Raw genomic sequence first — 26,900 nt, forward strand, 5'->3', positions numbered from 1 at the left:
CAGAATCGTATGAAATGGCATGACTTGCCCGGCTAGTATCCCCTACAAAGTCGGGAAGAAATCGCCAGGCCGACCCCCGGAGATGTCCGTGTACGACGCTCCCGACACGTCTGCGAAGGCGGCTGCTCCGTTCGAGGCGGAACCCCTGGTCCGTATCCGCGGGCTCGGCAAGCGGTTCGGCGGGACCCTTGCGCTGGCTGAGGTCGACCTCGACGTCCACGCCGGCAGCATCCTCGCCCTCCTCGGGCCCAACGGTGCCGGAAAGTCCACGCTCATCAAGGTGCTCGCCGGCGTCCACCACGCGGACGCGGGGCAGATCACGGTGGACGGCCACCCGCTCGGGAGTCAGGCCGCCTCCCGCAGCATGTCCTTCATCCATCAGGACCTCGGCCTCGTGGAGTGGATGACGGTCGCCGAGAACATCGCCCTGAGCACCGGGTATCCGCGCCGCGCCGGACTGATCTCCTGGCGGCGGACCCGCGAGCGCTCCGCCGACGCCCTACGCATCGTCGCCGGACACCTCGACCCCGATGCGCCGATCGCCCGACTCGCCCCGGCCGAGCGTTCGCTGGTCGCGATCGCCAGGGCCCTGGCAGCACGCGCGAAGCTCATCGTCCTCGACGAGCCGACCGCCCGCCTCCCCGCCGCAGACTGCGCCCGGCTGTTCCGCGTCCTGCACGCCCTGCGTGACCGGGGCCACGGCATCCTCTACGTCAGCCACCGCCTGGACGAGGTGTACGAAGTCGCGGACACCTTCGCCGTACTGCGTGACGGCCGCCTCGTCAGCCACGGCCCGCTGGCAGGCCACAGCCCCGCCCGTCTGGTGCACGACATCGTGGGCGAGGCACTGACGGACCACCGTCGCTCCAAAGCCCCGGCCGACGGGCCGGTCGTCCTGACCCTCGACGGTGCAGGAACGGCCGGTACGGGGCCGGTCAGCCTGGAACTCAGGGCCGGGGAAGTCCTGGGCCTGGTCGGCCTCTCGGGTGCCGGACACATGGACCTGGGCCGGGCCGTCGCCGGCTCCCGGCCCCTCCTCGACGGTCGGGCCCTCCTCGGCGGCCGGCCGTACCACCCCCGCGCGGTCGCCGATGCCGTCGGACTCGGGGTCGGCTTCGTGCCCGGCGACAGACTGCGGGAGAGCTGCCTGGCCGAGCTGACCGTACGGGAGAATCTCCTGGCCAATCCCCGCGCGGGAGGCCTGCCGGCGCTGCGCTGGATCAACCCTCGGCGCGAACGTGCCGAGGCCGTCACCCTGATCGAACGGCTCTCGGTGCGCCCCCGTGACAGCGAGGCTCCCCTCGCCACCCTGTCCGGCGGAAACCAGCAGAAAGTCATGATCGGCCGGTGGCTCCGGGTGAGCCTGCGCCTGCTGGTGCTCGAAGAGCCGACCGCGAGCGTGGACGTCGGCGCCAAGGCCGCGATCCACCGCCTGCTCGACGAGGCGCTGGCCGCAGGCCTCGCGGTCCTGCTCATCTCCACCGACTTCGAGGAGGTCGCGGGCGTGTGTGGGCGCACCCTGGTCTTCGTCCGCGGGTCCGTGACGGCCGAGCTGAGCGGTGCGGCCCTCACGGTCACCGGGCTCACCCGGGCGGCTTCGGCCATGCCACCTTCCGGAACCGGGACGAACCCATGACCGCCCCGCCCTCCCCCTCCTCGCCCCGGCCGCGATCGCGTCGACCGGGGCGACTGCACGGCCCCGGGCACCTCATCGGCGCTTACGGCCTCCTGGTCCTCACCGCCCTGCTCGTCCTGATCTTCTCCCTCGCCCTGCCGCGCACCTTCCCCACGCTGGACACCGTCGACTCGATCCTGTCCAACCAGTCAATCCCGGCCGTCCTCGCGCTCGCCGCCATGATCCCCATCGTGACGGGATCCTTCGACCTCTCCATCGGCTACGGCCTCGGCCTGGCCCACGTCATGGTGCTGCAACTCGTCGTCAACGACGGATGGCCCTGGCCGCTCGCCTGCCTCGTGGTGATCGTCGGAGGGGCGGTCGTGGGCGTCCTCAACGGTGTCGTCGTCGAGTTCGGCCGCATCGACTCCTTCATCGCCACTCTCGGGACCGGCAGCATGCTGTACGCCGTGACCGGCTGGATCACCGGCGGCAGCCGGATCGTCCCCGGCCCGGAGGGCCTTCCGGCCGCCTTCACCGACCTCTACGACTCCACGTTCCTCGGCCTTCCGGTCCCCGCCTTCTACGTGCTCGCCCTCGCGCTCGCCCTCTGGCTGGTGCTGGAACGGCTGCCGCTCGGTCGGTACCTGTACGTCGTCGGGTCGAACCCGCGCGCAGCCGATCTCGTCGGCATCCCGACCCGCAAGTACACCGTCTACGCGTTCGCCGCATCGGGACTGATCGTCGGCCTGGCCGGTGTGCTGCTCGCGGCCCAGCAGCAGATCGGCAATCCGAGCGTCGGCCTCGACTACCTGCTGCCCGCCTTCGTCGGCGCCCTCCTCGGCTCCACGGCGATCAAACCCGGCCGGCCCAACGCCATCGGCACCGTCGTGGCCGTCGCCGTTCTCGCCGTCGGCCTCACCGGCATCGACCAGCTGGGCGCCGACTTCTGGGCGGTCCCGCTGTTCTACGGCGGCACCCTGCTCATCGCCGTCGGCCTGGCCGGATATGCCGCACGCCGCAGACTGCGCAGCGGCGTGGTCGCGGCCCGCGATTCGCCCGCCGTGCCGCCTGTGCCACCGTCCTCCCCGACGCAGGACGGTGGCACAGCAGGCACCACGCCTTGACCCACGCCACGGGCACCACCTCCGTGCCCCCGGCCGCAGCCTCCCGCTCATTCCTGCACGAGGAGCTCGCGTGTACGGCAACCGCAAAGCCACCCCCGGCAACTTCAGGGTTCGGCTCGCCTCCTGTGCCCTGCTGGCAACGGCAACCGTCCTTGTCGGCTGCGAGCGCGGGACGCCGGGCGGACCGGGTGAGTCCACCACGGGCCCGAGCGGCTGCCCTGCTGTCCACGCCAGGGCCGAGACCGCCGTCACAGATGCGGAGGAAACCGACATCCCCTGGCACGGGCCGACCAGCGGCCCTGCGGCGGTGTCCGGCAAGACCATCGTCTACGTCGCCCAGACCATGACCAATCCCGGAGTCGCAGGCGCCGCGAACGGAGTGAAGGATGCCGCGCGGGTCATCGGATGGAACGTCCGGGTGATCGACGGCGGGGGCACCCCCACCGGCATCCAGGCGGCAATGAGCGAGGCCGTGGCCCTCAAGCCCTCGGGCATCGTCATCGGCGGGTTCGACCCCAACTCGACGTCGCAGCAGGTCTCGCGCGCCAACGCGGCAGGCATCCCGCTCATCGGCTGGCACGCGGTCGCCGCACCCGGCCCCAGCCGACGGCCGGAGCTCTTCACCAACGTCACCACCCACGTCGAGGACGTGGCCGCAATCAGCGCGCAGTGGATCATCGCGCACTCCAACGGCCGTGCCGGAGTCGTGCTCTTCACCGATGCCTCAATCCCCTTCGCCAGGGACAAGTCCGAGCTGATCAGGAAGGAGCTCGCCACCTGCCCGGGCGTGAAACTGCTCGCATACGAGAACATCCCGATCCCGGACGCGGGCGGCCGCACCCCGCGGGAGATCTCCTCCCTCCTCTCCCGCTTCCAGAGCAGGTGGACCCACTCCGTCGCCATCAACGACCTGTACTTCGCCGACGCCGCCCCCGCCTTCCGCGCGGCCGGCAAGAAAGGCTCCGGCCCGCCCTTCAACATCGGCGCCGGCGATGGCGACCCCTCCGCCTTCCAGCGCATCAACAGCGGGCAGTACCAGGCCGCCACCGTCCCCGAGCCACTGTCACTGCAGGGCTGGCAGATCGTCGACGAGTTCAACCGCGCCTTCTCCGGCCGTCCCGCCAGCGGGTATGCGGCCCCCGTCCACATCACCACGGCCGACAACAGCGACGGTGCCACGACCTGGGACCCGTCGGGCTACCGGGAGGCGTACCGGAAGATCTGGGGCAGGTAGCGGTGGCGTCGACGACTTGGCCGGTGTGATCCGCCCGGAGGTCGGCCTACCCGGCCGTCTGCGGTGGCGGAGCGTACTCGGTGAGCAGGAGCGCGATGTCGTCCAGCCGGTCGGGGGACGTGTAGGCATCCTGCAGCAGCCCGTCGGCCAGATCCTCCAGACGGTCCCCACCCCTGCGGGCCAGAGAGACCCGGAGCCGGTCGATGCCGGAACCGATGTCCGAGCCGCGCCTCTCCACCAGCCCGTCCGTGTACAGGGCCAGGACGGATCCGGGCCGCAGGCGCAGCTCCGACTCCGGATAGTCGGCCGTGGCCTCGACGCCGAGCAGAGGGCCGCCGGGCACATCCAGGACTTCGGCGTGTCCGTCGGGCAGCCGGAGCAGGGGCGGGCAGTGGCCCGCGCGGACCATGCGCACGACCCCCGATCGGGGATGGAAACGGGCGTAGCAGCAGCTGGCGAGCAACGCGGGGCCGAGGTCGATGAGGAGCCGGTTGGTGCTGGCGACGACGTCGCCCGGTTCTTGGCCGGCGGTGACGAAGGCCCGTACCGCGCTGCGCAGCTGGCCCATGGCGGCCGCGGCCGCGACGTTGTGCCCCTCGACGTCCCCGACGATCAGCGCGACCTCGTCACCGGTGGGGATGACGTCGTACCAGTCCCCGCCGATGTCCATCCCTCTGGTGCCCGGAAGGTAGCGCCCAGTGACGCGGAGGCCCGGCAGCGTGGGCAGCTCGTGCGGCAACAGTGCGTTCTGCAGGCCGCGGGCGAGGGCGAATTCGGCGTCGTAGAGCCTGGCGCGTTCGAGGGCCTGGGCGACCAGGCCGCCCAGCGCGGTGAGGAGTCCGCGCTCCTCGTCGGGGAACCGGTGGACGTCGTCGAAGGCAAGCATGCAGGCGCCGACCGGCCGGTTGGAGGCGATCAACGGCAGGAACGCCCAGGAGTTGGAGTCGCCGGCCGGGATCCCGGGGTACGCCTCGAGGAGCTTCTGCCGCGACTCGACGAAGAGCGGGGCCCCCGAGGTCAGCGCGTCCGTCACGGGCAGCCGGGCATGCAGCGGGGTGCCTTCGAACCGGGCGAGAAAACCCTCCCGGTAGCCGCGCTGAGCAAGCTGGTGCAGGCGCCCCTCCTCCACCACGGCGATCGCCAGCTTCTGGCCGCCGAAAGCGGGTAGCAGCTGCTCGGCGACGACATCGAAGACCTCGTGCGCGGTGACCGCCCCGGTGAGGGCGCTGCCCAGCTGGAGCACGCGGTAGAGGGCACCGAGGCGTGGGGCCGCGGGTGGGGGCGACAAGGAGACGGGCGGCCCCTCCTCCGTGACGGGCGTCCCGGGGCCGATGCCGGCCGGCACCCGTTGCCTCACTGGCGCCGCCCAGCCCGTCATGCCCTGCGCGCCCGGGTGGAGCGAGAAGACGAGCCACTCGTCGGGCGGTCGGCGGACCAGGAAGGAGACCGGTTGCTGGGAGACCACTGCGGCCCGGTAACGGTCCTCGTACACGGGATCGGCCAGCCAGGGCAGGACATCCCAGGGGCGCCTGCCGAGCAGTTCGTCCTGGCGGGCCCGCAGCAGATTCTCCATGCTGTGGTTGGCGTAGGCGAAACGTCCGTCCACAGACAGCGCGAAGAAGCCGTCCGTGAGCCGCTCGATCGCCGCCACGGCGGCCATTCCGCTCCCGGAGTCGAGTACGGCGCCGACCAGATGGGACGACGCCTGTCGATCGCCCGGGTGCTCGGGAACCCGGCCCCACAGCTCGACAGTGCGGTGCCCACCGGTGCCGTGCCGGATACGTAGGCAGTGCGCGAGCACATGGCCTTCCTCGACTGCGGCACCGGCGGCGGACCGGAAGCCCGGCAGATCCGCCGACTCGATCCTGGCCGTCAGGGTGGCTGCCCGTCCGTCGAACTCGCGGGGCGGGATCTCGAAGATCGCGCACAGCTCGTCGTCAGCGGTGAGAGCTCCGGTGTCGAGGTTCCAGTCGAACAGGCCCACCCGTGTCACGGGAGCGGACGGGAGCGGGACCATGACCGGAGCCGTCCGCTCGTCGTACGGTGCGAGCGCCCGGCGGGCGTTCAGCCCGGCGAGGGCGGTGCCCAGACGGTCGGCCGCGGAGCGAAGCTGTCGGCGCTGCGCCCTCGACAGCCCTGCCTCGTCGGGCCCGGGAGCCCACAGCACGGCCATCGCTCCGTAGGTCCGCTCGCCCGCTCTCACCGGCACCGAGGCAGAGCCGAACGGGTAGGGCACGGAGACCGAGAGCTGCGGGAAGCGCCGCATCGTCTCCTCCGGGCCGCCCAGGTGGACGATGTGCCCGAGGCGGTACGCCTCCGCCACGGGGATACGACTGCTCACCGGAATGCGACGCCACCCGCCGAGCAAGGAGGGCGGCGACCCGCACACCGCGGCCAGGACGAGCGAGCGCTGGTCGCCGGAGAGCAGGAACACACTTCCGGCATGCGCCCCGGTCACCTCCACGGCACCGGTGACGGCACTGACCAGCGCGTCGTCGCGCTCGGGTGCTTCGTCGGCACTCACAGCGCCGAACGGGTACGCGCTCGATGCCACACCTTTGGCCGACACGTTGCCCTCGATCACTCATGAGGAATTTGTTCCATTTTAGGGTCCTTCATGGATCCCCGTCGGTGTGTGGCGGGCCGCAAGATGACGCTGGGGCGGCGATCAACGGTGCGGGGCCCGGCCGACGCGGCGCTGTCGCTCACCCGGGCCTCGGCGTCGGCGAGGGCCGACCGGCACAGGCTGCCTTGAACGCCTCCGCGGGCCTGGGACTGACCAGCGCGGATGCGCGGGAACTGTTCGTCAAAGCGCCCACCCCGCAGGCAGCGCCTGCCTGCCTGGTGTTTCCGCCTTCGGGGCGGCTACCGCGGCCGGTGCGTGCACCGGGTGACCCGCCGTTCGGCGGTCGGTCATGTCCTCAATGTTTCAGTGGCCGAAGATATGGATCCGCCTGCCGCGGCGTCGGCGCGGTGCGGGCGCCGCCGCGGGCTCTGAAGCCGGCATCGTGGGCGCCGCAGGCCCCGCCTGGCCAGTGGTGGCCGACGCCTGCGGCTCCGCGGCCGCCTCATGCTCCGACAGCCGGGCGGCCAGTTGGTCGCGCTCGTCGCGCATCCGTATCCTCCGGTTGCGTTGGCGCATGGCGCCCCCGGTGGCCATCCACAGGCCCAGCGAGAAGATCAGCGCCAAGGCGAGCCCGGCGCAGAAAATCGCCAGGGTGCTCATGGTGGCGATGTCGTTGCCGAGCACGGACACCGTGTAGTGCGGTCCGCCACCGAGGTTGTCGGAGATCGCCAGTCCCGTGAAGGCTGCGGTCGCGGCGAGCAGAAGAAGTCCGAGAAACAGCATGTCGGGTCACCTCCGGTCCTACCGAGCGGATACCCGCGGTAGGCCGCACCTAACGCTCGCCGGTCCTCGCAGGGACTGTGGTCTGGACCCGTTGTCGAACGATGGCCCGATCGTGGCGAGCGAGTTGGCGATGGCCACCGCCTCGTCCTCGTCCGGGAAGCGCAGAACGGCGAGTACCGGCTCATCTCCACGTCCAGTCCTGGGGGCTGGTGCCGGCGCAGCCCCAGCCCTGGACCCTCTGGCCGTCCTGCCCGTTCGTCCCGGCATCGGCGTCCAGGCAGAAGCCGTTCGGCACGCTGATCAGCGCCTGGGCGCCGGATGCCTTCCGGTCGCCGAGTCTCCACCGCTGGGCGGTCAGGCCCGTGCAGGGCGGGCCCTGGATCAGCTGGCCGTTCGTCCCGGCCGTGCCTTGGTCGGCGTCCAGGCAGCCGTGGCCGGCCTGCGCGACGAGGATGTACTGGCCGTCCTGGCCAGGTACCCGGTGCAGTGCCCACTGCTGGCCGAGGGTGCCGTCGCATGCCCATACCTGGACGTTTCGGCCTACGCGCGCGGAGCCCGATTCGAGGCAGCGGGCCTGGTCGACGCCGTTGATCTGCTCGGTCACGGTCAGCGTGCCGGTTTGGACCGGACCGCGGTCCGCGCTGTACAGCAACGTCTTGGTCTGCGCGTCCACGTTGCCGTCCGCGAGGATGCCGGCCCCGGTCTGGAAGACCTTGACCGCACTCAGCGACTGCTGTCCGAGGCGGCCGTCGACTGCCGTGTAGATGCCCCAGCCGCCGAGGAGGATCTGCAGAGCCCTGACGCAGTCGCCGCTCGCTCCGAAGGTGAGCGTGGCGGGGCAGGCGGCCGAGCGGATGTCGAGCGTGGCCGGATCCACCCGGGGCGTCGCGCGGGCCGACGCCGACGCCGGCTTCTTGGATGCCTTCTTCAGAGGTGCCGGTGTCGCGGCCGGTGTGGACGCGGCGGCCAACAGGGGCCGGGCCGTCGTCGGGCTGACCTGCGCGGTCGGGTATGCCGCCGGGCCGGAGCCGGCCGACGGCCGGCCCTCGTCCGTGCCCAACAGTGTCACCACGCCCCCGGCGACCGTGAGCGCCGTCACGATGGCGGCGCCCATCAGCAGGAGCCGACGCTTCCTTGTGGCAGACGGTGCGGCCGGTCCGGACGCCGGATCCGTTGCTGCGGGCGTGGGCTCGGGCGGACCGACCGGTGTGCGGTCCCGGGGGCCGGTTCCGGTGCCGGGAATCTGGTGTGCGACGGCCGTCGCGAACAGCGCATCGGGACTCGGACGCTTCTCCGGCTCCTTTGCCAGGCAGCCCATGATGAGTGTGGCCAGGTCCGGGTCGACCGCGCCCACGGCGGCGAGGACGTCGTCGCCCGGCGGCTCGTACGCGACCCGGTGCATGACATCGACGCCGGTGCCGTCGCCGAAGGGAGCTCGCGCCGCCACCGCGTACGCGAGCGTGCAGCCCACTGAGAAGACGTCGGACGCCGTGGTCACCGGCTTGCCGCGGGCCTGCTCCGGCGACATGTACGCGGCGGTGCCCACGAAGTGGCCGGTCGTGGTGATGGAGCTGGTCTCGGCCGCCTGAGCGACGCCGAAGTCGATCACGCGGGCGCCGTCGGTGGCCAGGAGCACGTTGGACGGTTTGAGGTCCCGGTGCACGATCCCGGCCCGGGCCATCGCCTGGATCGCCTGGACCAGGTCGGCCGTCAGTCGCCAGGCCGCCGCCGCGTCCAGCGGTCCATGCTCGTCGACCGCCTCGGCGAGGCTGGGCGCGGGGATGTATTCAGTGGCCATCCACACCTGGTGCTCGTCGAGGCCGCTGCCCATCAGCCGCGCCAGGTACGGTCCCTGGACCCGTTCCAGAGCGGCGACCTCCCGCTCGAACCGCTTCCGGAACTGCGCGTCCTCGGCGTACTCCGGCCGGATCACCTTGACCGCGACCAGCCTCCCCGCCCCGCTCACCTCCCGCCCCAGGAAGACCCGGCCCATCCCGCCACTGCCGAGCCATTTCACGAGCGTGTACGGTCCCACTCGCCCGAGGTTGCCCTCCTGCGACAGTTCTGGAACAGACGGATCGACTTGCAGGGCATCCAACCCTGCGCGGCCGTGGTCTGACATGGAGATTCCCCGTTGTGTCGGGTGGGGGGTGTTTGATCGCGAGCGACGATAGCGCAACTGCCTTACGCGGTGATGAACTGGTACGCGCTCGAGATCGGGGCGCGCCGGCTTGTCCGGCTGTCCCTCAGCCCGCGCACGGTGCAGTAGCGGCCGCTCCAGCAACGCCAGCGGATTGCCGCGGGCCCTTCTGCGGCCTCCTTCGGGAAACCGGGCGGCGGTTGGACAAGCCGTGGGCCCCTCAAGTTCCAGTACGGCAACGGCCGTTTGGCGATGAGGCATCCTGTCGGACGCCTCATCGCCACCGTTCGTACGCGGCTTGTCAGGAGGACAGTTCGTGGCCCGACTCGGCGCGCTCCTCCAGCGCGGACCTGGCGTCGCGGAAGAGCGTCTTTCCGTAGTCGAGGTACGGGAGCGAGTGCGCGTACCGGAAGTGTTCACGCACCGCGGTTCGCGCGGCCTCGGGGTCCCTGGCCTCCAGTGCCTCGACGATCTGGTCGTGCGATCCGATACCCCACTGCTCTCCGCTCTCCGGGTCCGGGGGGATGGAGCTGACGATGATGAGCTCCTGCAGCGGTTCGATCAGCAGCTCCAGCGCGGGCAGTCGCAGCGCTTTGATGATCGACAGGTGGAACTGCAGGTGCTGGTCGTGCGCTGTCGGCCAGTCCTTGGCTCGGACCCCGTCCTCAAAGCGCCGCAAGTGTCCGCGCATCATGCGCAAGGCCTCATCGTCACAGACGCGCGCGGCCTCGGCAGCGAGGGTGGACTCAAGGGTGATGCGGGCGGCGAGCACCTCCCCGATGGTGACGCCTGATCGCTGCATTCGGAGGGTCAGGGCGGTGGTGACGATGTCGTCCCGGGGGACCGAGACGAAGATCCCGTGTCCCTGCCGGACCTCGACGAGCCCCATGGAGGACAGGGTTCGCAAGGCGTCGCGCACGACGCTGAGGGAAACCCCGAGCGAATCCGACAGGGCTTCCGCAGTGGGCATCCGGCTGCCCGGCGCGTATTCCTCGTGCACGATCGCCCGCCGCAGCCGTGCCACGACCTGGTCGCTGAGCCTGCCCACTTGATCTCCTCGTTGTGTCCCTCGTGCCCGACACTGCCCTCCGGAACGCCACTTGCTGTGGCGGCGGCACTGCTCCGAGTGTTCGTGACGACGAGGCCTTGTCAGGGAAATGCATCATACCTATGCTCCACATACATCATAAGTATGATCCTTCCGCAGCTCCTTGGTGGGTGCTTTCGCCTGTCAGGGATCGACACAGGAGTGGCAGATGAGAGTTCTGCACGGGATCGCCGCGACAGGTGTCGCGCTGGCGGTGCTCGGGATGAGTGCATGCAGTAACAACGACAGCACCGGTGCCGGCGCGCGGCCGAAGAAGGCTGGTCTGCCCTCCACGCCGCTCAAGGTGAAGAGCGCGGTCGACTCCGCAATGCTGGCGAAGTTCCCGGAGAACGTACGCAAGAGCGGGGTGCTGCGGCTCGCGGCCGACCCCAACTATCCGCCGAGCGCCTTCAAAAGCTCCTCGGGGGAGATCATCGGCGTCGGCGCCGACTTCGCCGCGGCCCTCACGGCTCGGACCGGACTGCGGGTCAAGTGGGTGGAGGTGCCCTTCGACGGCATGCTCGCGGGTCTCAAGGCACGCCGTTTCGACGCCAGTTGGTCCGCGTGGACCGTTACCCAGGAGCGCACCGAAGTCCTGAACCTGGTCAGCTACCTCAATGGCGGTACGTCCGCGATGGTGAAGGCCGGCAACCCCAAAGGGATCAAGAAGCCGCTCGACCTGTGCGGGCGTACGGTGGCCGCGCAGACCGGCACGGCACAGGCTCAGGGGAACATGGACAGCCTCCAGGAGCAGTGCGCGAAGGCGGGCAAGTCCAAGATCAAGCCGATGATCGTGCCGCAGCAGAGCAACGTCAACCAAGCGGTCGCCACCGGGCGTGCCGACGCGATGCTCGCCGACAACACGGCAGTCGCCTACCAGGCGAAGCTCCAGCCGAATCTGTTCCAGTCCGTGGACACCATCCTGCTCAGTCCTGCGGCGGCCGGGGTGGCCGTGCCCAAGGACGAGGAGAAGCTCGCAGCGGCGCTGCAAGCGTTCTACAACGGGCTGATCGCCGACGGGACGTACACGAAGATCCTCAAGCGCTGGGACATAGCGAATGCGGCGGTGGCGAAGTCGCAGGTCAATGTGGTGGCGTCGTGAGCGGGAACGCCTCGGCGAGCGCCGGCGAGAAGGGGCGTACCCGCACCGATACACGTTCGGGTGACGACGGCATGGACGTTGCAGCTCTTGTCGCGGCAGCCGAGCACGAACTGGTCCGACGCCGCTCCGTCGGGCAGGTGGTCGCCGGTGGAACGATCCTGGTGCTCGCCGGGTTCACCATCGCGATCCTGTTCACCAACCCCGGCTTCGACTGGCCGACGGTCGGGCGCTATCTCTTCGACGTCGGTGTACTCGAAGGCATCGCCGTGACACTGGAGTTGACCGTCGCCGCGATGCTCGTCGGCATCGTCGGCGGGGTCGTGCTCGCCGTGATGCGGCGTTCGGAGAGCGCCCTGCCCCGCAACGCCGCCGCCCTGTACATCTGGTTCTTCCGCGGCACACCGGTGCTCGTCCAGGTGCTGTTCTGGGGGTTCGCGGCTTCGTTGTTCCCCCGGATCGGAATCGGCATCCCGGGCGGTGCGTTCCTCGTCAGCTGGGACACGAACACGGTGATCCCGATCTTCGCGGCAGCGATCCTCGCGCTCGGGCTCAACGAGGCCGCGTACGTCGCGGAGATCGTCCGAGGCGGACTGCTCAGCGTGGAGCACGGTCAGTCGGAGGCCGCGGACGCACTGGGCCTGGGACGCCTCGCGACGCTGCGGTTCGTCGTACTGCCGCAGGCGATGCGGGCGATCATCCCGCCGATCGGGAACCAGTTCATCTCGATGCTGAAGATGACCTCGGTCGTGCTGGTCATCGGCGTCGGAGACCTGCTCGAGTCGGTCACACAGATCTACTCGCGCAACTACCTGCAGATCCCCATGCTGATCGTCGCGAGTATCTGGTACCTGGTCCTGACCACGCTGCTCACCCTTCTCCAGGCGCGCCTGGAGAAGCGGTTCGGACGCAGCCTGACCCGAGTGGGGGAAGCGTGACGAGCTCAGGCACCGAGACCCGGCCGGTCGTCCAGGCGCACGGCGTGCACAAGAGCTTCGGAGCACTGGAGGTGCTGAAGGGGATCGACCTGACGGTCGAACGCGGTGAGGTGGTCTGCCTGCTGGGGGCCTCCGGCTCGGGCAAGTCCACGTTCCTGCGCTGTATCAATCACCTGGAGACCGTGGACCGCGGGTACATCCTCGTCGGCGGCCGGCTGGTCGGTTCCGATCTCGTGCGGGGACGTCTGCAGGAGGCTCGCCCGTCGGCCGTCGCGGAACGCAAGTCCCGGATCGGCATGGTGTTCCAGCAGTTCAACCTGTTCCCGCACATGACGGTCCTGGAGAACGTGACCCTGGCTCCGATGCGGGTGAAGAAGGAGAGCCGGGATGTCGCGGTCGAGCGCGGCGGCGGGCTGCTCCAGCGGGTCGGTCTGGGAAACAAGCAGGACGCCTACCCGAGCCACCTCTCCGGCGGTCAGCAGCAGCGCGTCGCCATCGCCCGGGCGCTGGCGATGGAGCCGGAGCTGATGCTCTTCGACGAGCCCACGTCCGCGCTCGATCCCGAACTCGTCGGTGAGGTGCTCGACGTGATGCGAGATCTGGCCGCTTCGGGGATGACGATGATCGTGGTGACGCACGAGATGGGGTTCGCCCGTCAAGTGGCCGACACCGCGGTCTTCTTGAGCGAGGGACGCATCATCGAACAGGGGCCGCCCGACCAGGTCATCGGCGCGCCGACCCACGAACGCACCCGCTCCTTCCTGGGAAAGGTGTTGTGATGGCGCGGGACAAGCCGGCGCGGCAGGTCACCGACCGCATCGAGACGCTCGCTCCCCAGCTGGTGGCGCTGAGCAGGAAGATCCACAGCCTGTCCGAAATCGGGTTCGCGGAGCACCGATCGGTCGCCGCCCTGGCCGAGTTGGTGAGGGCGCACGGTATCGAAGCGAGCGTCGGCGTCCACGGCATGGAGACGTCGCTCCAGGCGTCGGCCGGGAATCCACAAGGGCCGCGCATCGCGCTCCTGGCCGAGTACGACGCGCTTCCCGGCGTCGGCCACGGCTGTGGGCACAACGTCATCGGTGCGGCGGCGGCCGGGGCGTTTCTCGGGTTGGCCGACGCGATCGGTGACACGGATGGCTCGGTCGTTCTCCTCGGCACTCCCGCCGAGGAGAACGGTTCCGGCAAGGAGATCATGGCCCGTGCCGGTGCCTTCGACGGGATCGACGCCGCGATCATGCTCCACCCCGCCCAGCACGACAGCATCGACTTCGCCGCCCTCGGGCTGCGTTCGGTGGAGGTGACCTACCACGGGATTCCGGCTCATGCCTCGGCCCGGCCCGAGGCAGGGCGCAACGCGCTCGACGCCGTCGTCGCCGCGTACCAGGGGATCGCGGCCCTGCGTCAGCACATCCCGCAGACCGACCGCGTCCACGGAGTCATCACCGACGGCGGCGGGGTCGCGAACGTCGTGCCCGCGAGAGCCTCGCTGCGACTGCTGATCCGGTCGCCTCAGCTCGGCTCACTGCTTGCGCTGGGCGAGCGGGTGCAGCGCATTTTCGAGGGTGCCGCGCTGATCACGGAGACCGAACTCGAAACGGTGTGGGACCGGATCCAGCCGTGTCTGCCGGTGCGTGGCAACGACGCGCTCGCAGCCCGCTTCGGAGCGCATCTTGCCGGCCGTGGGCGCACCCTCGGGCCGACGGGGGGAGCTCAGGGCTCGACCGACCTCGGCAACATCAGCCTGCGTGTCCCGGCGATCCACCCCACCCTTGGTATCGCCCCGCCGGAGGTCGCCATGCACACCGCCGGCTTCGCCGAGTACGCCGGCTCGGAGCAGGGCGACCGGGCGGTCGTCGACGGGGCAGTGGCCCTGGCCCTGACCGCGCTCGACTACCTCACCGATCCCGGGCTCCGGGAGCGCAGCCGCGCCGAGTTCGAGGCCGCCGGCGGCGTCGTGGACGTACCCGCATTGCTCGCGCCCCCTGGTGGGCAGCCCATAGCAGCGGAAAGGGCCTGAATGGACCACGACGAACGTGGGCTCGCGACAAGGTTGGTGCACGGCCGGGGAGCGAACCCGCTGGCAGCGGTCGCGACCCCGGTCTTCGACACCGCGTCCTTCGCCATGGCGGACATGGCCACCCACGAGCGGACCGTGCGGGACCCCATGGTGTACGGCTACTACTCCCGGGTGCAGAACCCGACCGTCGCCGCTCTCGAAGAGACGCTGGCGTCGATCGACTCGGCGCCACGCGCCCTGGCCTTCTCCTCGGGGATGGCGGCGATCACCACGGCGCTGCTGGCGCTGGGTCGCAGGGGAGGCCACTTCATCGCGTCCGACCAGCTGTTCGTCAACAGCCGGGAGTGGCTGACACACGACCTGCCGGACTTCGGATGCGAGGTGACGTTCGTCGACCTGACAGATCTGACGGCGCTTGAGGCGGCATTCCGGCCCGCCACCCGCGCGGTGTTCTTCGAGGAGTTCACCAACCCGCGGCTCGACGTCCTCGACATCGAGTCGATCGTCGCGATCACGCACGATCACGATGCCCTGGTGGTGGTGGACAACACCTTCGCCACCCCGGTGCTGCTCCGGCCGTTGGAGCTCGGCGCCGACCTCGTCATCCACAGCGCGACCAAGTACCTGGCCGGGCACGGCCGGGTACTGGCCGGTGCGCTGGCGGGCAGTGGGCCGGCCATGGATGCGATTGCCACCCTGCGCCGCAGACTCGGAACGATCATCACCCCGCACAACGCCGCTGCTGTCATCGAGGGGATCAGCACCCTCGAACTGCGAGTGGCCCGGGCGAGTGACACCGCACTGCAACTCGCCGAACTCGCCGAAGCCCATGAAGCGACGAGCGTGGTCCATTACCCGGGCCTCCCGAGCGCACCGGCGCACGGGCTGGCCTGCCGGCTCACGGGCGGGCGCCACTTCGGCGGGATGCTCTCCTTCGCGCTGCACGAGCCGGAGCGGAAGGCCGCGGTGTACGACACGTTCACGCAGTTCGTCAGGGCCACCAGTCTCGGTGATGTCGTGAGCCTCGTGGACTCGGTCGACGACCCCGACGTCCTGCGCCTCTCCGCCGGTATCGAGAGCCCCGACGACCTGCTCTCCGACCTGTCGAAGGCGCTCGACGCCGCATCGTGAAACGGGCTCCGACGCCGCGGGCGCCGATGACCGCGGCGTCGGAGGAGGGCATCAACCGCCCGGCGCCGACCGGGAGTTCGAGGGCGACAGCAGATTCATGACCAGCTACAGAGGATGGTGCACCAAGTGAGCAGTCCGACGATCAGTCCGCCCGGAGTCATGGACGAGAACCACCTGCTGTACGAGGTGCGGAACAGGGTGCTCTGGCTGTCGACGGCCATGATCCACCATGCGAACCGGGTCCGCCCGAACGAGTCCGGCGTGAAGGTGGGCGGGCACCAGGCGTCATCGGCATCGATGGTGTCGATCATGACGACGCTGTGGTTCCGGCATCTGCGTCCGGAGGACCGGGTGTCGGTCAAGCCGCATGCCTCGCCGGTGTTGCACGCGATCAACCACCTGTTGGGTGAGCTCGACTCCGCCTACCTGACCAGGCTGCGCGACTTCGGGGGACTGCAGAGCTACCCGAGCAGAACGAAGGACCCGGATCCCGTCGACTACTCGACCGGTTCGGTCGGCATCGGGGCCACGGCCCCGATCTGGGGCGCGCTGTCCCGCCGGTACGTGGACGGCCTGACCGGAGGGGCAGGTACCGGGCGTCAGTACTCGCTGCTCGGTGACGCGGAACTGGACGAGGGCGCGGTGTGGGAGGCCGTGCTCGATCCGGCGGTCGCCGGGCTCGGCGAACTCGTATGGGTCGTCGACCTGAACCGCCAGTCGCTGGACCGGGTCGTGCCGGACATCGCGGCCGACAAGCTGCGGGGCATGTTCACCGCGGCCGGCTGGCAGGTGATCACCCTCAAGTACGGTCGGCTGCTCCAGGAACTCTTCAGCCGTCCGGGGGGCGACGAGCTGCGGCACCGCATCGACACGATGCCGAACCCCGAGTACCAGCGACTTCTGCGCTGCGGAGCATCCGAGCTGCGGCAGCGGCTGCCCGGCACCGGGCCGGGCGCCGGGCGGATCGCTGACCTGGCAGCCCAGTTGGACGACGAGGGGCTGCTCGCCGCGATCGCCGATCTGGCAGGTCACGACCTGGACGCGTTGGACGAGGCGTTCTCCACGATCGACGACTCCCGCCCGACGGTGATCTTCGCCTACACGATCAAGGGACATGGCCTGGCGACCAAGGGGCATCCGCAGAACCACTCAGCCCTGCTCACCGACGAGCAGATGCGCGACATGGCCGCACGTGTCGGTGCCGATCCGGCCGATCCCTGGCGGCCCTTCCCCGACGGCAGCCCCGCACAAGCGCTGTGCCTGCGCACCGCGCAGCGCCTGCACCGGCAGAAAAGCCCTCGGCTTGCCCCGCCGGACCTGCCGGTGGACATGGGCCGGACCCCGTCCGGGGTGGCGACGACACAGGCCGCGATCGGGCGGGCCCTGCTCGACCTGGCCCGGGAAGCACCCGAAGCGGCCGGGCGAGTCGTGACGGTCAGCCCGGACGTCTCGTCGTCCACGAACCTGGGCGGCTGGGTGAACAAGGTCGGCGTGTGGTCGGCGACCGAACGCCCCAACTGGTTCGCCGACGACCGCGAGACCATCCTCCACTGGCGTGAAAGGCCCACAGGGCAACACATCGAGCTGGGCATCGCCGAGGTCAACCTGGTCGGTCTGCTCGGGGAACTGGGCGCCACCTGGAGCCGGTGGGGTCAGCCCCTCCTGCCGATCGGGGTGCTCTACGACCCGTTCGTGGAACGCGCCCTGGAACCCTGGTCGTACGGCATCTACGCGGGCGGGCAGTCGATCCTGATCGGCACCCCGTCCGGGGTCTCGCTCGCCCCCGAAGGAGGGGCGCACCAATCGATCAAGACGCCGTCCATCGGCCTCGAACAACCCGGCTGTGTCAGCTACGAGCCGGCCTTCGTCCTCGACACGGAGTGGACCCTGCTGGCCGCCCTGGCGGAACTCGGCAAGCCCGACGGCTGCTCGGCCTATCTACGGACCTCCACCCGGCCGGTCGACCAGTCACTCGCCGCCATGCCCGCGGATCCCGCGGCCCGCGAGCGACGGCGCCGCCAGGTGGTGGCCGGCGCCTACCTGCTGCGCCGGACCGAGGTGCCTGCCCTGAGCATCGCGGCCATGGGCGCCCTCGTGCCGGAAGCCCTCGCCGCCGCCGAGCGGTTGGAGCAGGCCGGCATCGCCGCGGACGTGATCTGTGTGACCAGTCCCGATCTGCTGTACCGGGCGGTCCGGGCGCGGCAGGGGCATGAGGCGGCAGAGTCATGGATCCTCGACCAGGTCTTCCCGGCGGATCGTGCCACACCGCTGGTCACCGTCCTGGACGGGCACCCGCACACCCTCACGTTCCTGGCCACCGTCAACCGGGTGCCGACCACAGCGCTCGGCGTGACCCGGTTCGGGCAGTCCGGATCCCTTGAGGACGTCTACCGCCACCATGGCGTCGACGCCGACAGCATCGTCCGCGCGGCGCTCGACCTCACTCGCTGAGACGGCTGACTGCGGGTTCCGCCTGGAACGTCCGCGAGTCACGGGGCTCCTGCGAGAGTTGGCCGTGTCTCGACGGATCTCTGGGCCCGGCCTCCGCCAGGTGCGGAGTCGTCGGTATGCCGCCTTCAACGATGCCCACACAGGCTGCCCCGCAGGGAAAAAGTGCCACAGGTGAATCCGCAGGCAGCACGGCGGGCTACCGAGTCGGCACCCGGACCCGGTCAGCCCTGTCCCCACCAGACCGATCACCGCTGCTTGACCGCACCATGGTCACCAGCATCCGGGACCTCGCTGCTCCGATCCGAAGCCGTCTACGCAAGGTCTCAGCAGAGATCGGTCGCTGAAACGTGTCCCAGTGCCGCGCATCCTCCTGACGAGCACGCTCCAGGAGATCATCTCCAGGAGCCATCCGACGTCCCCAGCAGCAGCCCCATCACAGACAGGTCCACCGCCGGCGCCACCAAGGGCGCCACCCATGGCGGCACGCCCAGGCGCAGCGCCAGAGTCCACACGTTCCCGGAGCCGAACAAGAATGTGAGCCCGACCACGGCCCCCATGATCCACGTGACCGCTCGAAGCGTGACCTTCCGCTCATAGGAAGCACCCGTCCGCCCCGTGACGGCTGCCGGATCCGTGTCCCGCTTCACCGGGTCCCGTCCCAGGCTGCAGGCCGGAAACGCCCCTCCACCACGAGGCGCCCGATACGGATTGGACACTGCCGGTCAGACCTGCAACCATCTGCCTGTGCCCCGATTGGGGGCACGAGACACCGTGTGCGACACTGGCTCCGCCAGTTCGCGCGCAACAGCAAGGTCCTGTGGAGCAGCTTGGAGTGCTCGCCACCCTGTCAAGGTGGAGGCCGCGGGTTCAAATCCCGTCAGGACCGCTGAGGTTTCCCCGGAAGCCTCGTGGCTGGGTAGCTCAGTTGGTACGAGCGATCGCCTGAAAAGCGATAGGTCGCCGGTTCGACCCCGGCCCCAGCCACAGTGAAGGCCCCGATCTTCGGATCGGGGCCTTTGTGCATGTCTTTCGCGCTGCGTGCGTTTCTTCACACAGCGCCAGGAGCCGGAGGCCGAAGGGCCCGACCCGGATTTCACCACGGTCTTCGACGGCTCCCTCCTGCTGCCCGACGGCCGCATCGCCGTCGCCGATGTCGAGCAGATGACCCGCTTCGTGCACCGCTTGGGCGACCGCGGTGAGTACGACGTGCATGTCGCCGTGGACTCGCCGGGGCCGGACGCCGGCGCCATCGATGTCACCCACCCGCCCCGGCAAGTGATCTGCCAGGACCGCCACCTCGGCGTACGCAGGCCGCTCACCAGCGGTCCCGGTCGCGGGCAAGGGGCCGTCGTCCTCCCGTCGTGGGCCGGGGATACGATCCGGCTCTGTCGGTGCCGGGTGGCGTAGTTGCGGGGGAGATCGGCCATGAGCCAGGACGAGGCGCGGGGTGTCCGGAACACGGATCTGGAGAAGGTGCGGGCTCGGTACGGACTGCTCGCGGTGGTGGGCAGCAATGTGGCGATCACCGCGGTGGCGATCTTCGGGGTGTGGCAGCTGGACGGTGACCGGGCGGTGATCGTGGGGGTGCTGAGTTCGGCGTTCACCGCGATGGCGAGTCTGACCACGGCCTATCTGGGGATCAAGGCTGTGTCAAATACGGCGCAGTCGATGTCCAACAAGAACGTCGGGACGGGATCGGGCACAGGTCAGCATTGATCAGCCTGTCCGGCGGTTGAGGGCGAGGCCCTGACTCACCTGCACGACCCCCCGCCAAGCCGCCCCCGCCAATTCATTCGCCAGGAATTTCGCCAAGGTGAGACCCTGGACGGCGTATGTCTACGCACCCCGCCTCCGCCCCCGGCGCTCCGGCCGCCCCCGCCCTCGGCGATCTCGCCCCCCGCCTGACCGAGCTGACCCTGCGCGACGCGCACCGGCTCGGGCGCAGGCTCGAAGGCGCACGCAGGATCCGTAAGCCGGAGGCCCGTGCCGCCGTTCTCGCCGAGATCGAGGCCGAGGTGGCCCGTGGCGAGGAGCGGATGGCCGAGCGGCGCCGTCGTATCCCCGCGATCTCGTATCCCGAGCAGTTGCCGGTCAGCCAGAAGAAGGCCGACATCGCCGCCGCGATCCGTGATCACCAGGTGGTGATCGTGGCCGGTGAGACCGGTTCCGGGAAGACGACCCAGATCCCGAAGATCTGTCTCGAACTCGGTCGGGGCGTTCGCGGCATGATCGGGCACACCCAGCCGCGCCGTATCGCCGCCCGGACCGTGGCGGAGCGTGTCGCGGAGGAGATGGACACCCCGCTCGGCGAGGCCGTCGGCTGGAAGGTCCGTTTCACCGACCAGGTGAACCAGGAGTCGACCTTCATCAAACTGATGACGGACGGCATCCTGCTCGCCGAGATCCAGACCGACCGCGAACTGCGCGCCTACGACACGATCATCATCGACGAGGCCCACGAGCGGTCCCTCAACATCGACTTCCTGCTCGGCTATCTGGCCCAACTGCTGCCCAAGCGCCCGGACTTGAAGGTCGTCATCACGTCGGCGACGATCGACCCGGAGCGTTTCTCGCGGCACTTCGGCGACGCCCCGATCATCGAGGTGAGCGGCCGGACCTATCCGGTGGAGGTCCGCTACCGCCCGCTCCTCGAAGACGACTCCGAGGACTCCGACCGCGACCAGATCACCGCGATCTGCGACGCCGTGGAGGAACTCCAGGGCGAGGGCAAGGGTGACATCCTCGTCTTCCTCTCCGGGGAGCGGGAGATCCGCGACACCGCCGACGCGCTGGTGAAGAAGAACTACCCCCGCGCCGGAGGCGCTAATGGGCAGGGCACGGAGGTCCTGCCCCTCTACGCCCGGCTCTCGCACGCCGAGCAGCATCGCGTGTTCCAGCAGCACACGGGCCGAAGGATCGTTCTGGCGACCAACGTCGCCGAGACCTCCCTCACCGTCCCGGGCATCAAGTACGTCATCGACCCGGGCTTCGCCCGGATAAGCCGCTACAGCCACCGTACGAAGGTGCAGCGGCTGCCCATCGAGGCGGTCAGCCAGGCAAGTGCCAACCAGCGCAAGGGTCGTTGCGGCCGCACGTCGGACGGTATCTGTATCCGGCTCTACTCCGAGGACGACTTCCTCGCCCGCCCGGAGTTCACGGACGCCGAGATCCTCCGTACGAACCTCGCCTCCGTCATCCTGCAGATGACGGCGGCCGGGCTCGGTGAGATCGAGAAGTTCCCGTTCATCGACCCACCGGACCACCGCAACATCCGCGACGGCGTCCAACTCCTCCAGGAACTGGGCGCGTTGGACCCGGACGAGAAGGACCCACGCAAGCGCCTCACGCAGACCGGCCGCAAACTCGCCCAGCTCCCCGTGGACCCACGTCTGGCCCGCATGGTGCTGGAGGCCGACAAGAACGGCTGTGTCCGCGAGGTCATGGTGATCGCCGCCGCGCTCTCCATCCAGGACCCGCGCGAGCGCCCCGCCGAGAAGCAGACCCAGGCCGATCAGCAGCACGCGCGCTTCCGGGACGAGACAAGCGACTTCCTCGCGTTCCTGAACATGTGGCGGTACATCCGCGAGCAGCAGAAGGAGCGCGGCTCGTCCGCGTTCCGTCGCATGTGCAAGCAGGAGTACCTGAACTTCCTCCGCATCCGCGAGTGGCAGGACATCTACAGCCAACTCCGCACGGTCGCCAAGCAGATGGGCCTCCAGCTCAACGAGACTGCATCCGATCAGGGGGCTCCGCCCCCGGGCGCGGCCGAGCAGAGCGTCCACGTCTCCCTCCTCGCGGGACTGCTCTCGCACATCGGCATGAAGGACGTGAAGGACGGCGCGAAGAACGAGTATCTGGGCGCGCGCAGCGCCAAGTTCGCGATCTTCCCCGGCTCGGCGCTCTTCAAGAAGACGCCGCGTTTCGTCATGTCGGCCGAGCTGGTGGAGACTTCGCGGCTCTGGGCGCGCGTCAACGCGAAGATCGAACCGGAGTGGGTCGAGCCGCTGGCCGGCCATCTCCTCAAGCGGACGTACAGCGAACCGCATTGGGAGAAGGACCAGGCGGCGGTGATGGCCTTCGAGAAGGTGACGCTCTACGGCGTCCCGATCATCGCGCAGCGCAAGGTGAACTACGGCCGGATCGACCCGGAGGCGTCCCGCGAGCTGTTCATCCGCAACGCGCTGGTCGAGGGCGACTGGCGCACACACCACAAGTTCTTCGCGGACAACCGCAAACTCCTCACCGAGGTAGAGGAGTTGGAGCATCGTGCCCGGCGCCGGGACATCCTGGTCGACGACGAGACGCTCTACGACTTCTACGACCAGCGGGTGCCCGAACACGTCGTGTCCGGCGCCCACTTCGACTCCTGGTGGAAGCACAAGCGCCATGAGGAACCCGAACTCCTCGACTTCGAGCGCTCGATGCTCATCAACGAGCGTGCGGGCGACATCAGCAAGGACGACTATCCGGACTCGTGGCGGCAGGGGCCGCTCAAGTTCCGGGTGACGTACCAGTTCGAGCCGGGTGCGGACGCGGACGGTGTCACGGTCCACATCCCGCTGCACGTTCTCAACCAGGTCACGGACGAGGGCTTCGACTGGCAGATCCCGGGCCTGCGGGAGGAGGTCGTGACGGAGCTGATCCGTTCCCTCCCGAAGCCGATCCGCCGCAACTACGTACCGGCACCGAACTTCGCGCAGCGCTTCCTGGCCACAGCCGTCCCCCTCCAGGAACCCCTCACCGCCACCATGGCCCGCGAGTTGAAGCGCATGGTCGGAGTCCCCTTCACGGCCGACGACTTCGACTGGTCGAAGGTTCCGGACCATCTCCTCATCACCTTCCGGATCGTGGACGAGCGGCGCCGGAAGCTGGCGGAGGACAAGGATCTGGAGGCGTTGAAGCTCCGGCTGAAGCCGAAGGCGCGGCAGGCGATCTCGCAGGCCGCCGCGGCGACGGCGGAGCGTGAGGGCGGGGAGTCCCTGGAGCGGAAGGGGCTGACCGACTGGTCGATCGGCACGCTCACGCGGGTCTTCGAGACGCGTCGGGCGGGTCAGCCGGTGAAGGCGTATCCGGCGCTGGTCGACGACGGCGACACGGTGTCCGTGCGGCTCTTCGACACGGAGGCCGAGCAGGCGGAGGCGATGTGGAAGGGCACGCGGCGGCTGATCGTGCGCAACATCCCGGTCAATCCGGCGAAGTTCGCTTCCGAAAAGCTCACCAACGCGCAGAAGCTCGCGCTGTCCGCGAATCCGCACGGTTCGATCCAGGCGCTGTTCGACGACTGCGCGCTGGCGGCGGCCGACAAACTCATCGGTGACTTCGGTGGGCCGGCGTGGGACGAGGAGTCGTACCGGAAGCTGTACGAGCGGGTGCGCGCGGAGATCGTCGACACGACGGTGCGGGCGGTGGGGCAGGTGCAGCAGGTGCTGGCCGCCTGGCAGGCCTGTGAGCGCCGTCTGAAGGCGGCGAGCAGCCCGGCCCTCCTCCCGAACCTCGCGGACGTACGAGCGCAGCTGGACGCCCTCGTGAAGCCCGGGTTCGTCACGGCGGCGGGGATACGTCGCCTGCCCGACCTGATGCGGTACCTGGTGGCCGCGGACCGTCGGCTCCAGCAGATGCCGACCGGGGTCCAGCGGGACACGACCCGCATGGAGAAGGTCCACGAGATGCAGGACGAGTACGCGTGGCTCCTGGAACAACTCCCGCAGGGCCGCCCGGTCCCCTCCTCCGTCCGTGACATCCGCTGGATGATCGAGGAGCTCCGGGTGAGCTATTTCGCGCACGCGCTGGGCACGGCGTATCCGGTCTCCGACAAGCGGATCGTGAAGGCGATCGACGCCGCCGCGCCGTAACAGCGCCTGCACACAGGGTGAGTTCGACCAGGCGGGCCCCCCTCCTGTACAGTCTCGTCTCGCAGCACAACGCACCATCAAGTGCCGCGAAACCAGGTCCTGTGGAGCAGCTTGGAGTGCTCGCCACCCTGTCAAGGTGGAGGCCGCGGGTTCAAATCCCGTCAGGACCGCAGTGAACGAGACCCACTTCCTTCGGGAGGTGGGCTTTTTCGTGCACACACCGACAACGACCACGCCCGCCACCCCGTCAAGACGGAGGCCGCGCCCGCGGCGCAGCCGCAATCGGGCACAGCAAATCCCGTCAGGACCGCAGTGAACGAGACCCACTTCCTTCGGGAGGTGGGCTTTTTCGTACAGCCACGGCGGCCTGTCGACACCGGCCAGCACTACTCAGCCCGTCCGGCGTTTGAGGACGAGGCCCCTTCAGGGCCGATGGGGGTCTGGGGGCGGAGCCCCCAGGGACGGCGCCAGGCGCAGACGGTCCCCTTGACGCCGCCGCCGGCGCCCGGTACCCAGAAACCAGGCCCCGTTCCCGCAGGGCCACTGGAGGTGGCGTATGGCGGCTTCGGTCAGGCGTGAGACGCGGGCGCTGCTCCGTGCACATCTGTCGGCCGCCAGCTCCTACCGCCATGTGACCCGGCACTGTCCGATCTGCCACCGCCTGCTGCGGCTGGCCCTGGACTCCCCTCCGCCACCGGAGCCTCGGGACGATCCACCGGACCAACTCCTCTAGCGCACATAGACCATGGGCAACAAGTCCTCTGGCATGTGACGGGTGTCACCGCATAAGTTTTTGAAACGGTGGAACTTGAGACTCACCTACAACTGGTCAATTTAATATGTGCAATTGCACCCCTGTGAGCGATGGTCCACAGGAGATCCGACAGCCCTCCCCAGACTCCGACAAGGTCCCTCACAGGACCCCTCGCGAGGCGCGCACGGAGCCACGACCAGGCACAAAAAAGATCGCGCTGGACCCGGCGGAGTCCAGCGCGATCTACGACGCACCCTGTGTTCACATGTCTAAGAGCGTTGGGCGTGGGCCCTGTTGGGGCAGAACCCGCGTCGCTTGGAGCTGTGCTGTCGGGCGCTGTGACCGGTTGGGGGACCAGCCGTTTCGCCCTTATTCAGTTGGTCAGGCTTCGCTGCGCTGCTGCGGAATGCCCGCGAGCAGTGCACGGACCTCCGCCTCGCGGTAACGGCGGTGTCCGCCGAGCGTGCGAATCGAAGTGAGCTTGCCGGCCTTCGCCCACCGCGTGACCGTCTTGGGGTCCACACGGAACATCGTGGCGACCTCAGCCGGGGTCAGCAGCGGCTCGGCATCAGGGGTGCGAGCGGTCATGAGCGGCCTCCTCGGGAGAACCGAACCTTCTCGGTTCTTTCCTCTAAATTCTGCACCTTGACCCGCGTTGCCCGAAATGGCGGACGCGAGTCGAGTCGGTTATAGGACGAACGGCATGTCCTCGGCACTACAACTACACCATCTGTCCAACCGCTACGGCCAAACCGACGGAATTGCCATCCCAGGTGTCCATCAGCGACGGAAGCCGATGGACCATGCCATAACGGACAGTCACACCACTGTGACGATCAGTCACAGGGCGATCAGGAGTCATCCAGACCCCCCAAAGCACGCAATGCTGAGATTCCGCCCACAACGGGACGGACAGAGTCCTCCCCGGACTCCTTGTCCTATTTTGGCACGAGGGCGGGCAAGGGGCGCAAGGGATCTGCACGTGCGATCCGTCACGCTTGACATCAATCGTCCGGATAGGGACCTACGCCCCGTGTTGACGAACCGTAAGAATCCTATGCGCACTTGTTCGAAGGTGTCAGCCTCGTCGGCCCGAGCGTCAGTTGGCCGACCGCCGGTCCCGGACCGACCGCCACCGCTCCACGAGCCGCCCGTACGCCTCGCCCGCCGCCGCCCCGTCCCCGGTCCGCAGCGCCTCGATGCCCGTGGCCACGTCCGCCGCCGAGTGGTCGTCCTCCAGCTCGCCGGCCGGCAGGACGTGCACGAGTCCGCCGTAGTCCAGTTCCACCAGCGAACGCGGATGGAACTCCTCCAGCCAGCGCCCCACGTCCACCAGACCGTCGATCAGCGGCCCGTCGTCGATCGCGTCCTTCAGGGTCCGCAGCGCCCGCGCCGTGCGCCGCCGCGCCTGCACCATCGGCGTCCGGTAGCGCAGCATCGGCGGATCTTCCCCGGAGGCCTTGTCGTAGCGGCGCTCCTCGTCCCCGACGAGCACGAACCAGTTCAGCGGCACCTGCCAGGTCGCCGTCCGGATCCACGGCCGGGCGTCCGGGTTGCGGGCCAGCCAGCGCTCGTAGTCCTGGGTGGCCTGGTGCCGTACGAGCGGCGGCAGTACGGCGTCCAGGACCGACGGCGGAAGTTCCTCCGCGAGGTCCCCCAGGGCCTGCCAGCCGCGCAGCCGGGTGCGCCAGGGGCAGACGCAGACCACGCCGTCGACCTCCGCCACGAAGGCGTCGGCGCTCTCGTGCACCGGCACCGCGACCGGCGGGGTGGGCAGCAAGTCGGCCAGCGCGCGGCGCAGTTCGTCCTGGTACGACGGACGGTCGGGCCGGCGGGCGTAGCGCGCCCAGTGGCCGCGCTCCGGCTCCGGGAAAGCGGCCAGCGGCTCGTAGACCCGCAGATAGGTCGCGTACGGGACGATCACCGAGGACACCTTCTTGGGCACGCCTGCTCCCTCCCCCGCCGACCGTCAGGAAAACCTCCGGAACCCGCTCACAAACGGGCGGGAAAACTATGCAAATCGTCGCACGGCCACCCCCCTTCGGTAGGTGATCCTGAACACTGCACCGATGGCGGCCGGACGCAGGCCCTACGCTCGTGCCACGG

General features: G+C 69.3%; 19 protein-coding genes and 3 tRNA genes. 16 read left to right on the top strand and 6 right to left on the bottom strand.

The features are described 5' to 3' along the window. Positions 1-88 precede the first annotated feature (88 nt). The 3 genes from OH768_RS25260 (at position 89) to OH768_RS25270 (ending at position 3,976) form a co-directional block, all read left to right on the top strand. The gene (locus OH768_RS25260) at positions 89-1,636 is read left to right on the top strand and encodes a sugar ABC transporter ATP-binding protein (protein WP_406457198.1); all 1,548 of its coding nucleotides are present in this window, start codon (positions 89-91) and stop codon (positions 1,634-1,636) included. Continuing rightward, complete coding sequence (locus OH768_RS25265) at positions 1,633-2,742, top strand: ABC transporter permease (RefSeq protein ID WP_406457200.1); 1,110 nt, start codon at positions 1,633-1,635, stop codon at positions 2,740-2,742. The genes OH768_RS25260 and OH768_RS25265 overlap by 4 nt, the downstream gene beginning before the upstream one ends. A gap of 70 nt (positions 2,743-2,812) precedes the next feature. Next, positions 2,813-3,976: a substrate-binding domain-containing protein gene (locus OH768_RS25270; protein ID WP_406457202.1), complete on the top strand. Its 1,164-nt coding sequence runs from the start codon at positions 2,813-2,815 to the stop codon at positions 3,974-3,976. A 46-nt stretch (positions 3,977-4,022) separates the two neighbouring features. Here OH768_RS25270 and OH768_RS25275 read toward each other — a convergent pair whose 3' ends face one another. From OH768_RS25275 to OH768_RS25290, 4 genes are all read right to left on the bottom strand, one after another. Beyond that, positions 4,023-6,500, bottom strand: coding sequence for a SpoIIE family protein phosphatase (locus tag OH768_RS25275; protein WP_406457204.1), 2,478 nt, complete (start codon positions 6,498-6,500; stop codon positions 4,023-4,025). A 405-nt stretch (positions 6,501-6,905) separates the two neighbouring features. Further along, positions 6,906-7,325, bottom strand: a complete 420-nt coding sequence (locus OH768_RS25280; protein WP_406457206.1) for a hypothetical protein — start codon at positions 7,323-7,325, stop codon at positions 6,906-6,908. Between the two features lie 181 nt (positions 7,326-7,506). After that, positions 7,507-9,360 carry a protein kinase domain-containing protein gene (locus tag OH768_RS25285; RefSeq protein ID WP_406457208.1) on the bottom strand — a complete coding sequence of 618 codons (1,854 nt, stop codon included), beginning with the start codon at positions 9,358-9,360 and terminating at the stop codon, positions 7,507-7,509. Positions 9,361-9,766: 406 nt separating this feature from the next. Further along, positions 9,767-10,513, bottom strand: a complete 747-nt coding sequence (locus OH768_RS25290) for a FadR/GntR family transcriptional regulator (protein ID WP_406457210.1) — start codon at positions 10,511-10,513, stop codon at positions 9,767-9,769. Positions 10,514-10,721: 208 nt separating this feature from the next. Between OH768_RS25290 and OH768_RS25295 the strand changes: the two genes are divergently transcribed. The 13 genes from OH768_RS25295 (at position 10,722) to OH768_RS25355 (ending at position 24,773) form a co-directional block, all read left to right on the top strand. Next, on the top strand, positions 10,722-11,654 hold the full coding sequence (locus OH768_RS25295; RefSeq protein WP_406457212.1) for an ABC transporter substrate-binding protein: 933 nt from the start codon (positions 10,722-10,724) through the stop codon (positions 11,652-11,654). Then, entirely contained in the window at positions 11,651-12,589 is a 939-nt protein-coding gene (locus tag OH768_RS25300; protein WP_406457214.1) for an amino acid ABC transporter permease, read from the top strand. Before OH768_RS25295 ends, OH768_RS25300 begins: the two co-directional genes overlap by 4 nt. After that, positions 12,586-13,368 (top strand): amino acid ABC transporter ATP-binding protein, encoded by a 783-nt coding sequence (locus tag OH768_RS25305; protein WP_406457216.1) that lies wholly within the window; start codon positions 12,586-12,588, stop codon positions 13,366-13,368. The genes OH768_RS25300 and OH768_RS25305 overlap by 4 nt, the downstream gene beginning before the upstream one ends. Further along, positions 13,368-14,606 carry an amidohydrolase gene (locus tag OH768_RS25310; RefSeq protein ID WP_406457218.1) on the top strand — a complete coding sequence of 413 codons (1,239 nt, stop codon included), beginning with the start codon at positions 13,368-13,370 and terminating at the stop codon, positions 14,604-14,606. The genes OH768_RS25305 and OH768_RS25310 overlap by 1 nt, the downstream gene beginning before the upstream one ends. Next, entirely contained in the window at positions 14,607-15,737 is a 1,131-nt protein-coding gene (locus OH768_RS25315; RefSeq protein ID WP_406457220.1) for a trans-sulfuration enzyme family protein, read from the top strand. A gap of 159 nt (positions 15,738-15,896) precedes the next feature. After that, positions 15,897-18,188: a transketolase-like TK C-terminal-containing protein gene (locus OH768_RS25320; RefSeq protein ID WP_406465435.1), complete on the top strand. Its 2,292-nt coding sequence runs from the start codon at positions 15,897-15,899 to the stop codon at positions 18,186-18,188. 811 nt (positions 18,189-18,999) lie between these two features. Next, positions 19,000-19,074, top strand: a tRNA-Asp gene (locus OH768_RS25325). 24 nt (positions 19,075-19,098) lie between these two features. Further along, positions 19,099-19,172 (top strand) — tRNA-Phe (locus tag OH768_RS25330). 54 nt (positions 19,173-19,226) lie between these two features. Continuing rightward, entirely contained in the window at positions 19,227-19,595 is a 369-nt protein-coding gene (locus tag OH768_RS25335; RefSeq protein WP_406457222.1) for a hypothetical protein, read from the top strand. Between the two features lie 18 nt (positions 19,596-19,613). Beyond that, a complete protein-coding gene (locus OH768_RS25340) occupies positions 19,614-19,904 on the top strand; it encodes a hypothetical protein (RefSeq protein WP_406457224.1) in 291 nt (96 codons plus the stop codon). Positions 19,905-20,020: 116 nt separating this feature from the next. Then, complete coding sequence (gene hrpA, locus OH768_RS25345; RefSeq protein WP_406457226.1) at positions 20,021-24,040, top strand: ATP-dependent RNA helicase HrpA; 4,020 nt, start codon at positions 20,021-20,023, stop codon at positions 24,038-24,040. A gap of 95 nt (positions 24,041-24,135) precedes the next feature. Next, positions 24,136-24,210: transfer RNA gene (locus OH768_RS25350), tRNA-Asp, on the top strand. Positions 24,211-24,596: 386 nt separating this feature from the next. Further along, positions 24,597-24,773, top strand: coding sequence for a DUF6274 family protein (locus OH768_RS25355; protein ID WP_406457228.1), 177 nt, complete (start codon positions 24,597-24,599; stop codon positions 24,771-24,773). A 402-nt stretch (positions 24,774-25,175) separates the two neighbouring features. Here the strand turns inward: OH768_RS25355 and bldC are convergent, their stop codons facing one another. Together bldC and OH768_RS25365 are read right to left on the bottom strand one after the other, a co-directional pair. Continuing rightward, positions 25,176-25,382, bottom strand: a complete 207-nt coding sequence (bldC, locus tag OH768_RS25360; protein ID WP_003949541.1) for a developmental transcriptional regulator BldC — start codon at positions 25,380-25,382, stop codon at positions 25,176-25,178. 511 nt (positions 25,383-25,893) lie between these two features. Beyond that, positions 25,894-26,739: a hypothetical protein gene (locus tag OH768_RS25365; RefSeq protein WP_406457230.1), complete on the bottom strand. Its 846-nt coding sequence runs from the start codon at positions 26,737-26,739 to the stop codon at positions 25,894-25,896. Between the last annotated feature and the right edge of the window lie 161 nt (positions 26,740-26,900).

It is taken from the genome of Streptomyces sp. NBC_01622, from assembly GCF_045209635.1.
Lineage (GTDB): Bacteria > Actinomycetota > Actinomycetes > Streptomycetales > Streptomycetaceae > Streptomyces.

Bases quoted from the DNA above. Each gene is read 5' to 3' on its own strand.
- OH768_RS25340 (WP_406457224.1), top strand. From the start codon at position 19,614: ATGAGCCAGGACGAGGCGCGGGGTGTCCGGAACACGGATCTGGAGAAG.
- OH768_RS25265 (WP_406457200.1), top strand. From the start codon at position 1,633: ATGACCGCCCCGCCCTCCCCCTCCTCGCCCCGGCCGCGATCGCGTCGA.
- OH768_RS25320 (WP_406465435.1), top strand. From the start codon at position 15,897: ATGGACGAGAACCACCTGCTGTACGAGGTGCGGAACAGGGTGCTCTGG.
- hrpA (WP_406457226.1), top strand. From the start codon at position 20,021: ATGTCTACGCACCCCGCCTCCGCCCCCGGCGCTCCGGCCGCCCCCGCC.
- OH768_RS25355 (WP_406457228.1), top strand. From the start codon at position 24,597: ATGGCGGCTTCGGTCAGGCGTGAGACGCGGGCGCTGCTCCGTGCACAT.
- bldC (WP_003949541.1), bottom strand. From the start codon at position 25,382: ATGACCGCTCGCACCCCTGATGCCGAGCCGCTGCTGACCCCGGCTGAG.
- OH768_RS25295 (WP_406457212.1), top strand. From the start codon at position 10,722: ATGAGAGTTCTGCACGGGATCGCCGCGACAGGTGTCGCGCTGGCGGTG.
- OH768_RS25315 (WP_406457220.1), top strand. From the start codon at position 14,607: ATGGACCACGACGAACGTGGGCTCGCGACAAGGTTGGTGCACGGCCGG.
- OH768_RS25280 (WP_406457206.1), bottom strand. From the start codon at position 7,325: ATGCTGTTTCTCGGACTTCTTCTGCTCGCCGCGACCGCAGCCTTCACG.
- OH768_RS25310 (WP_406457218.1), top strand. From the start codon at position 13,368: ATGGCGCGGGACAAGCCGGCGCGGCAGGTCACCGACCGCATCGAGACG.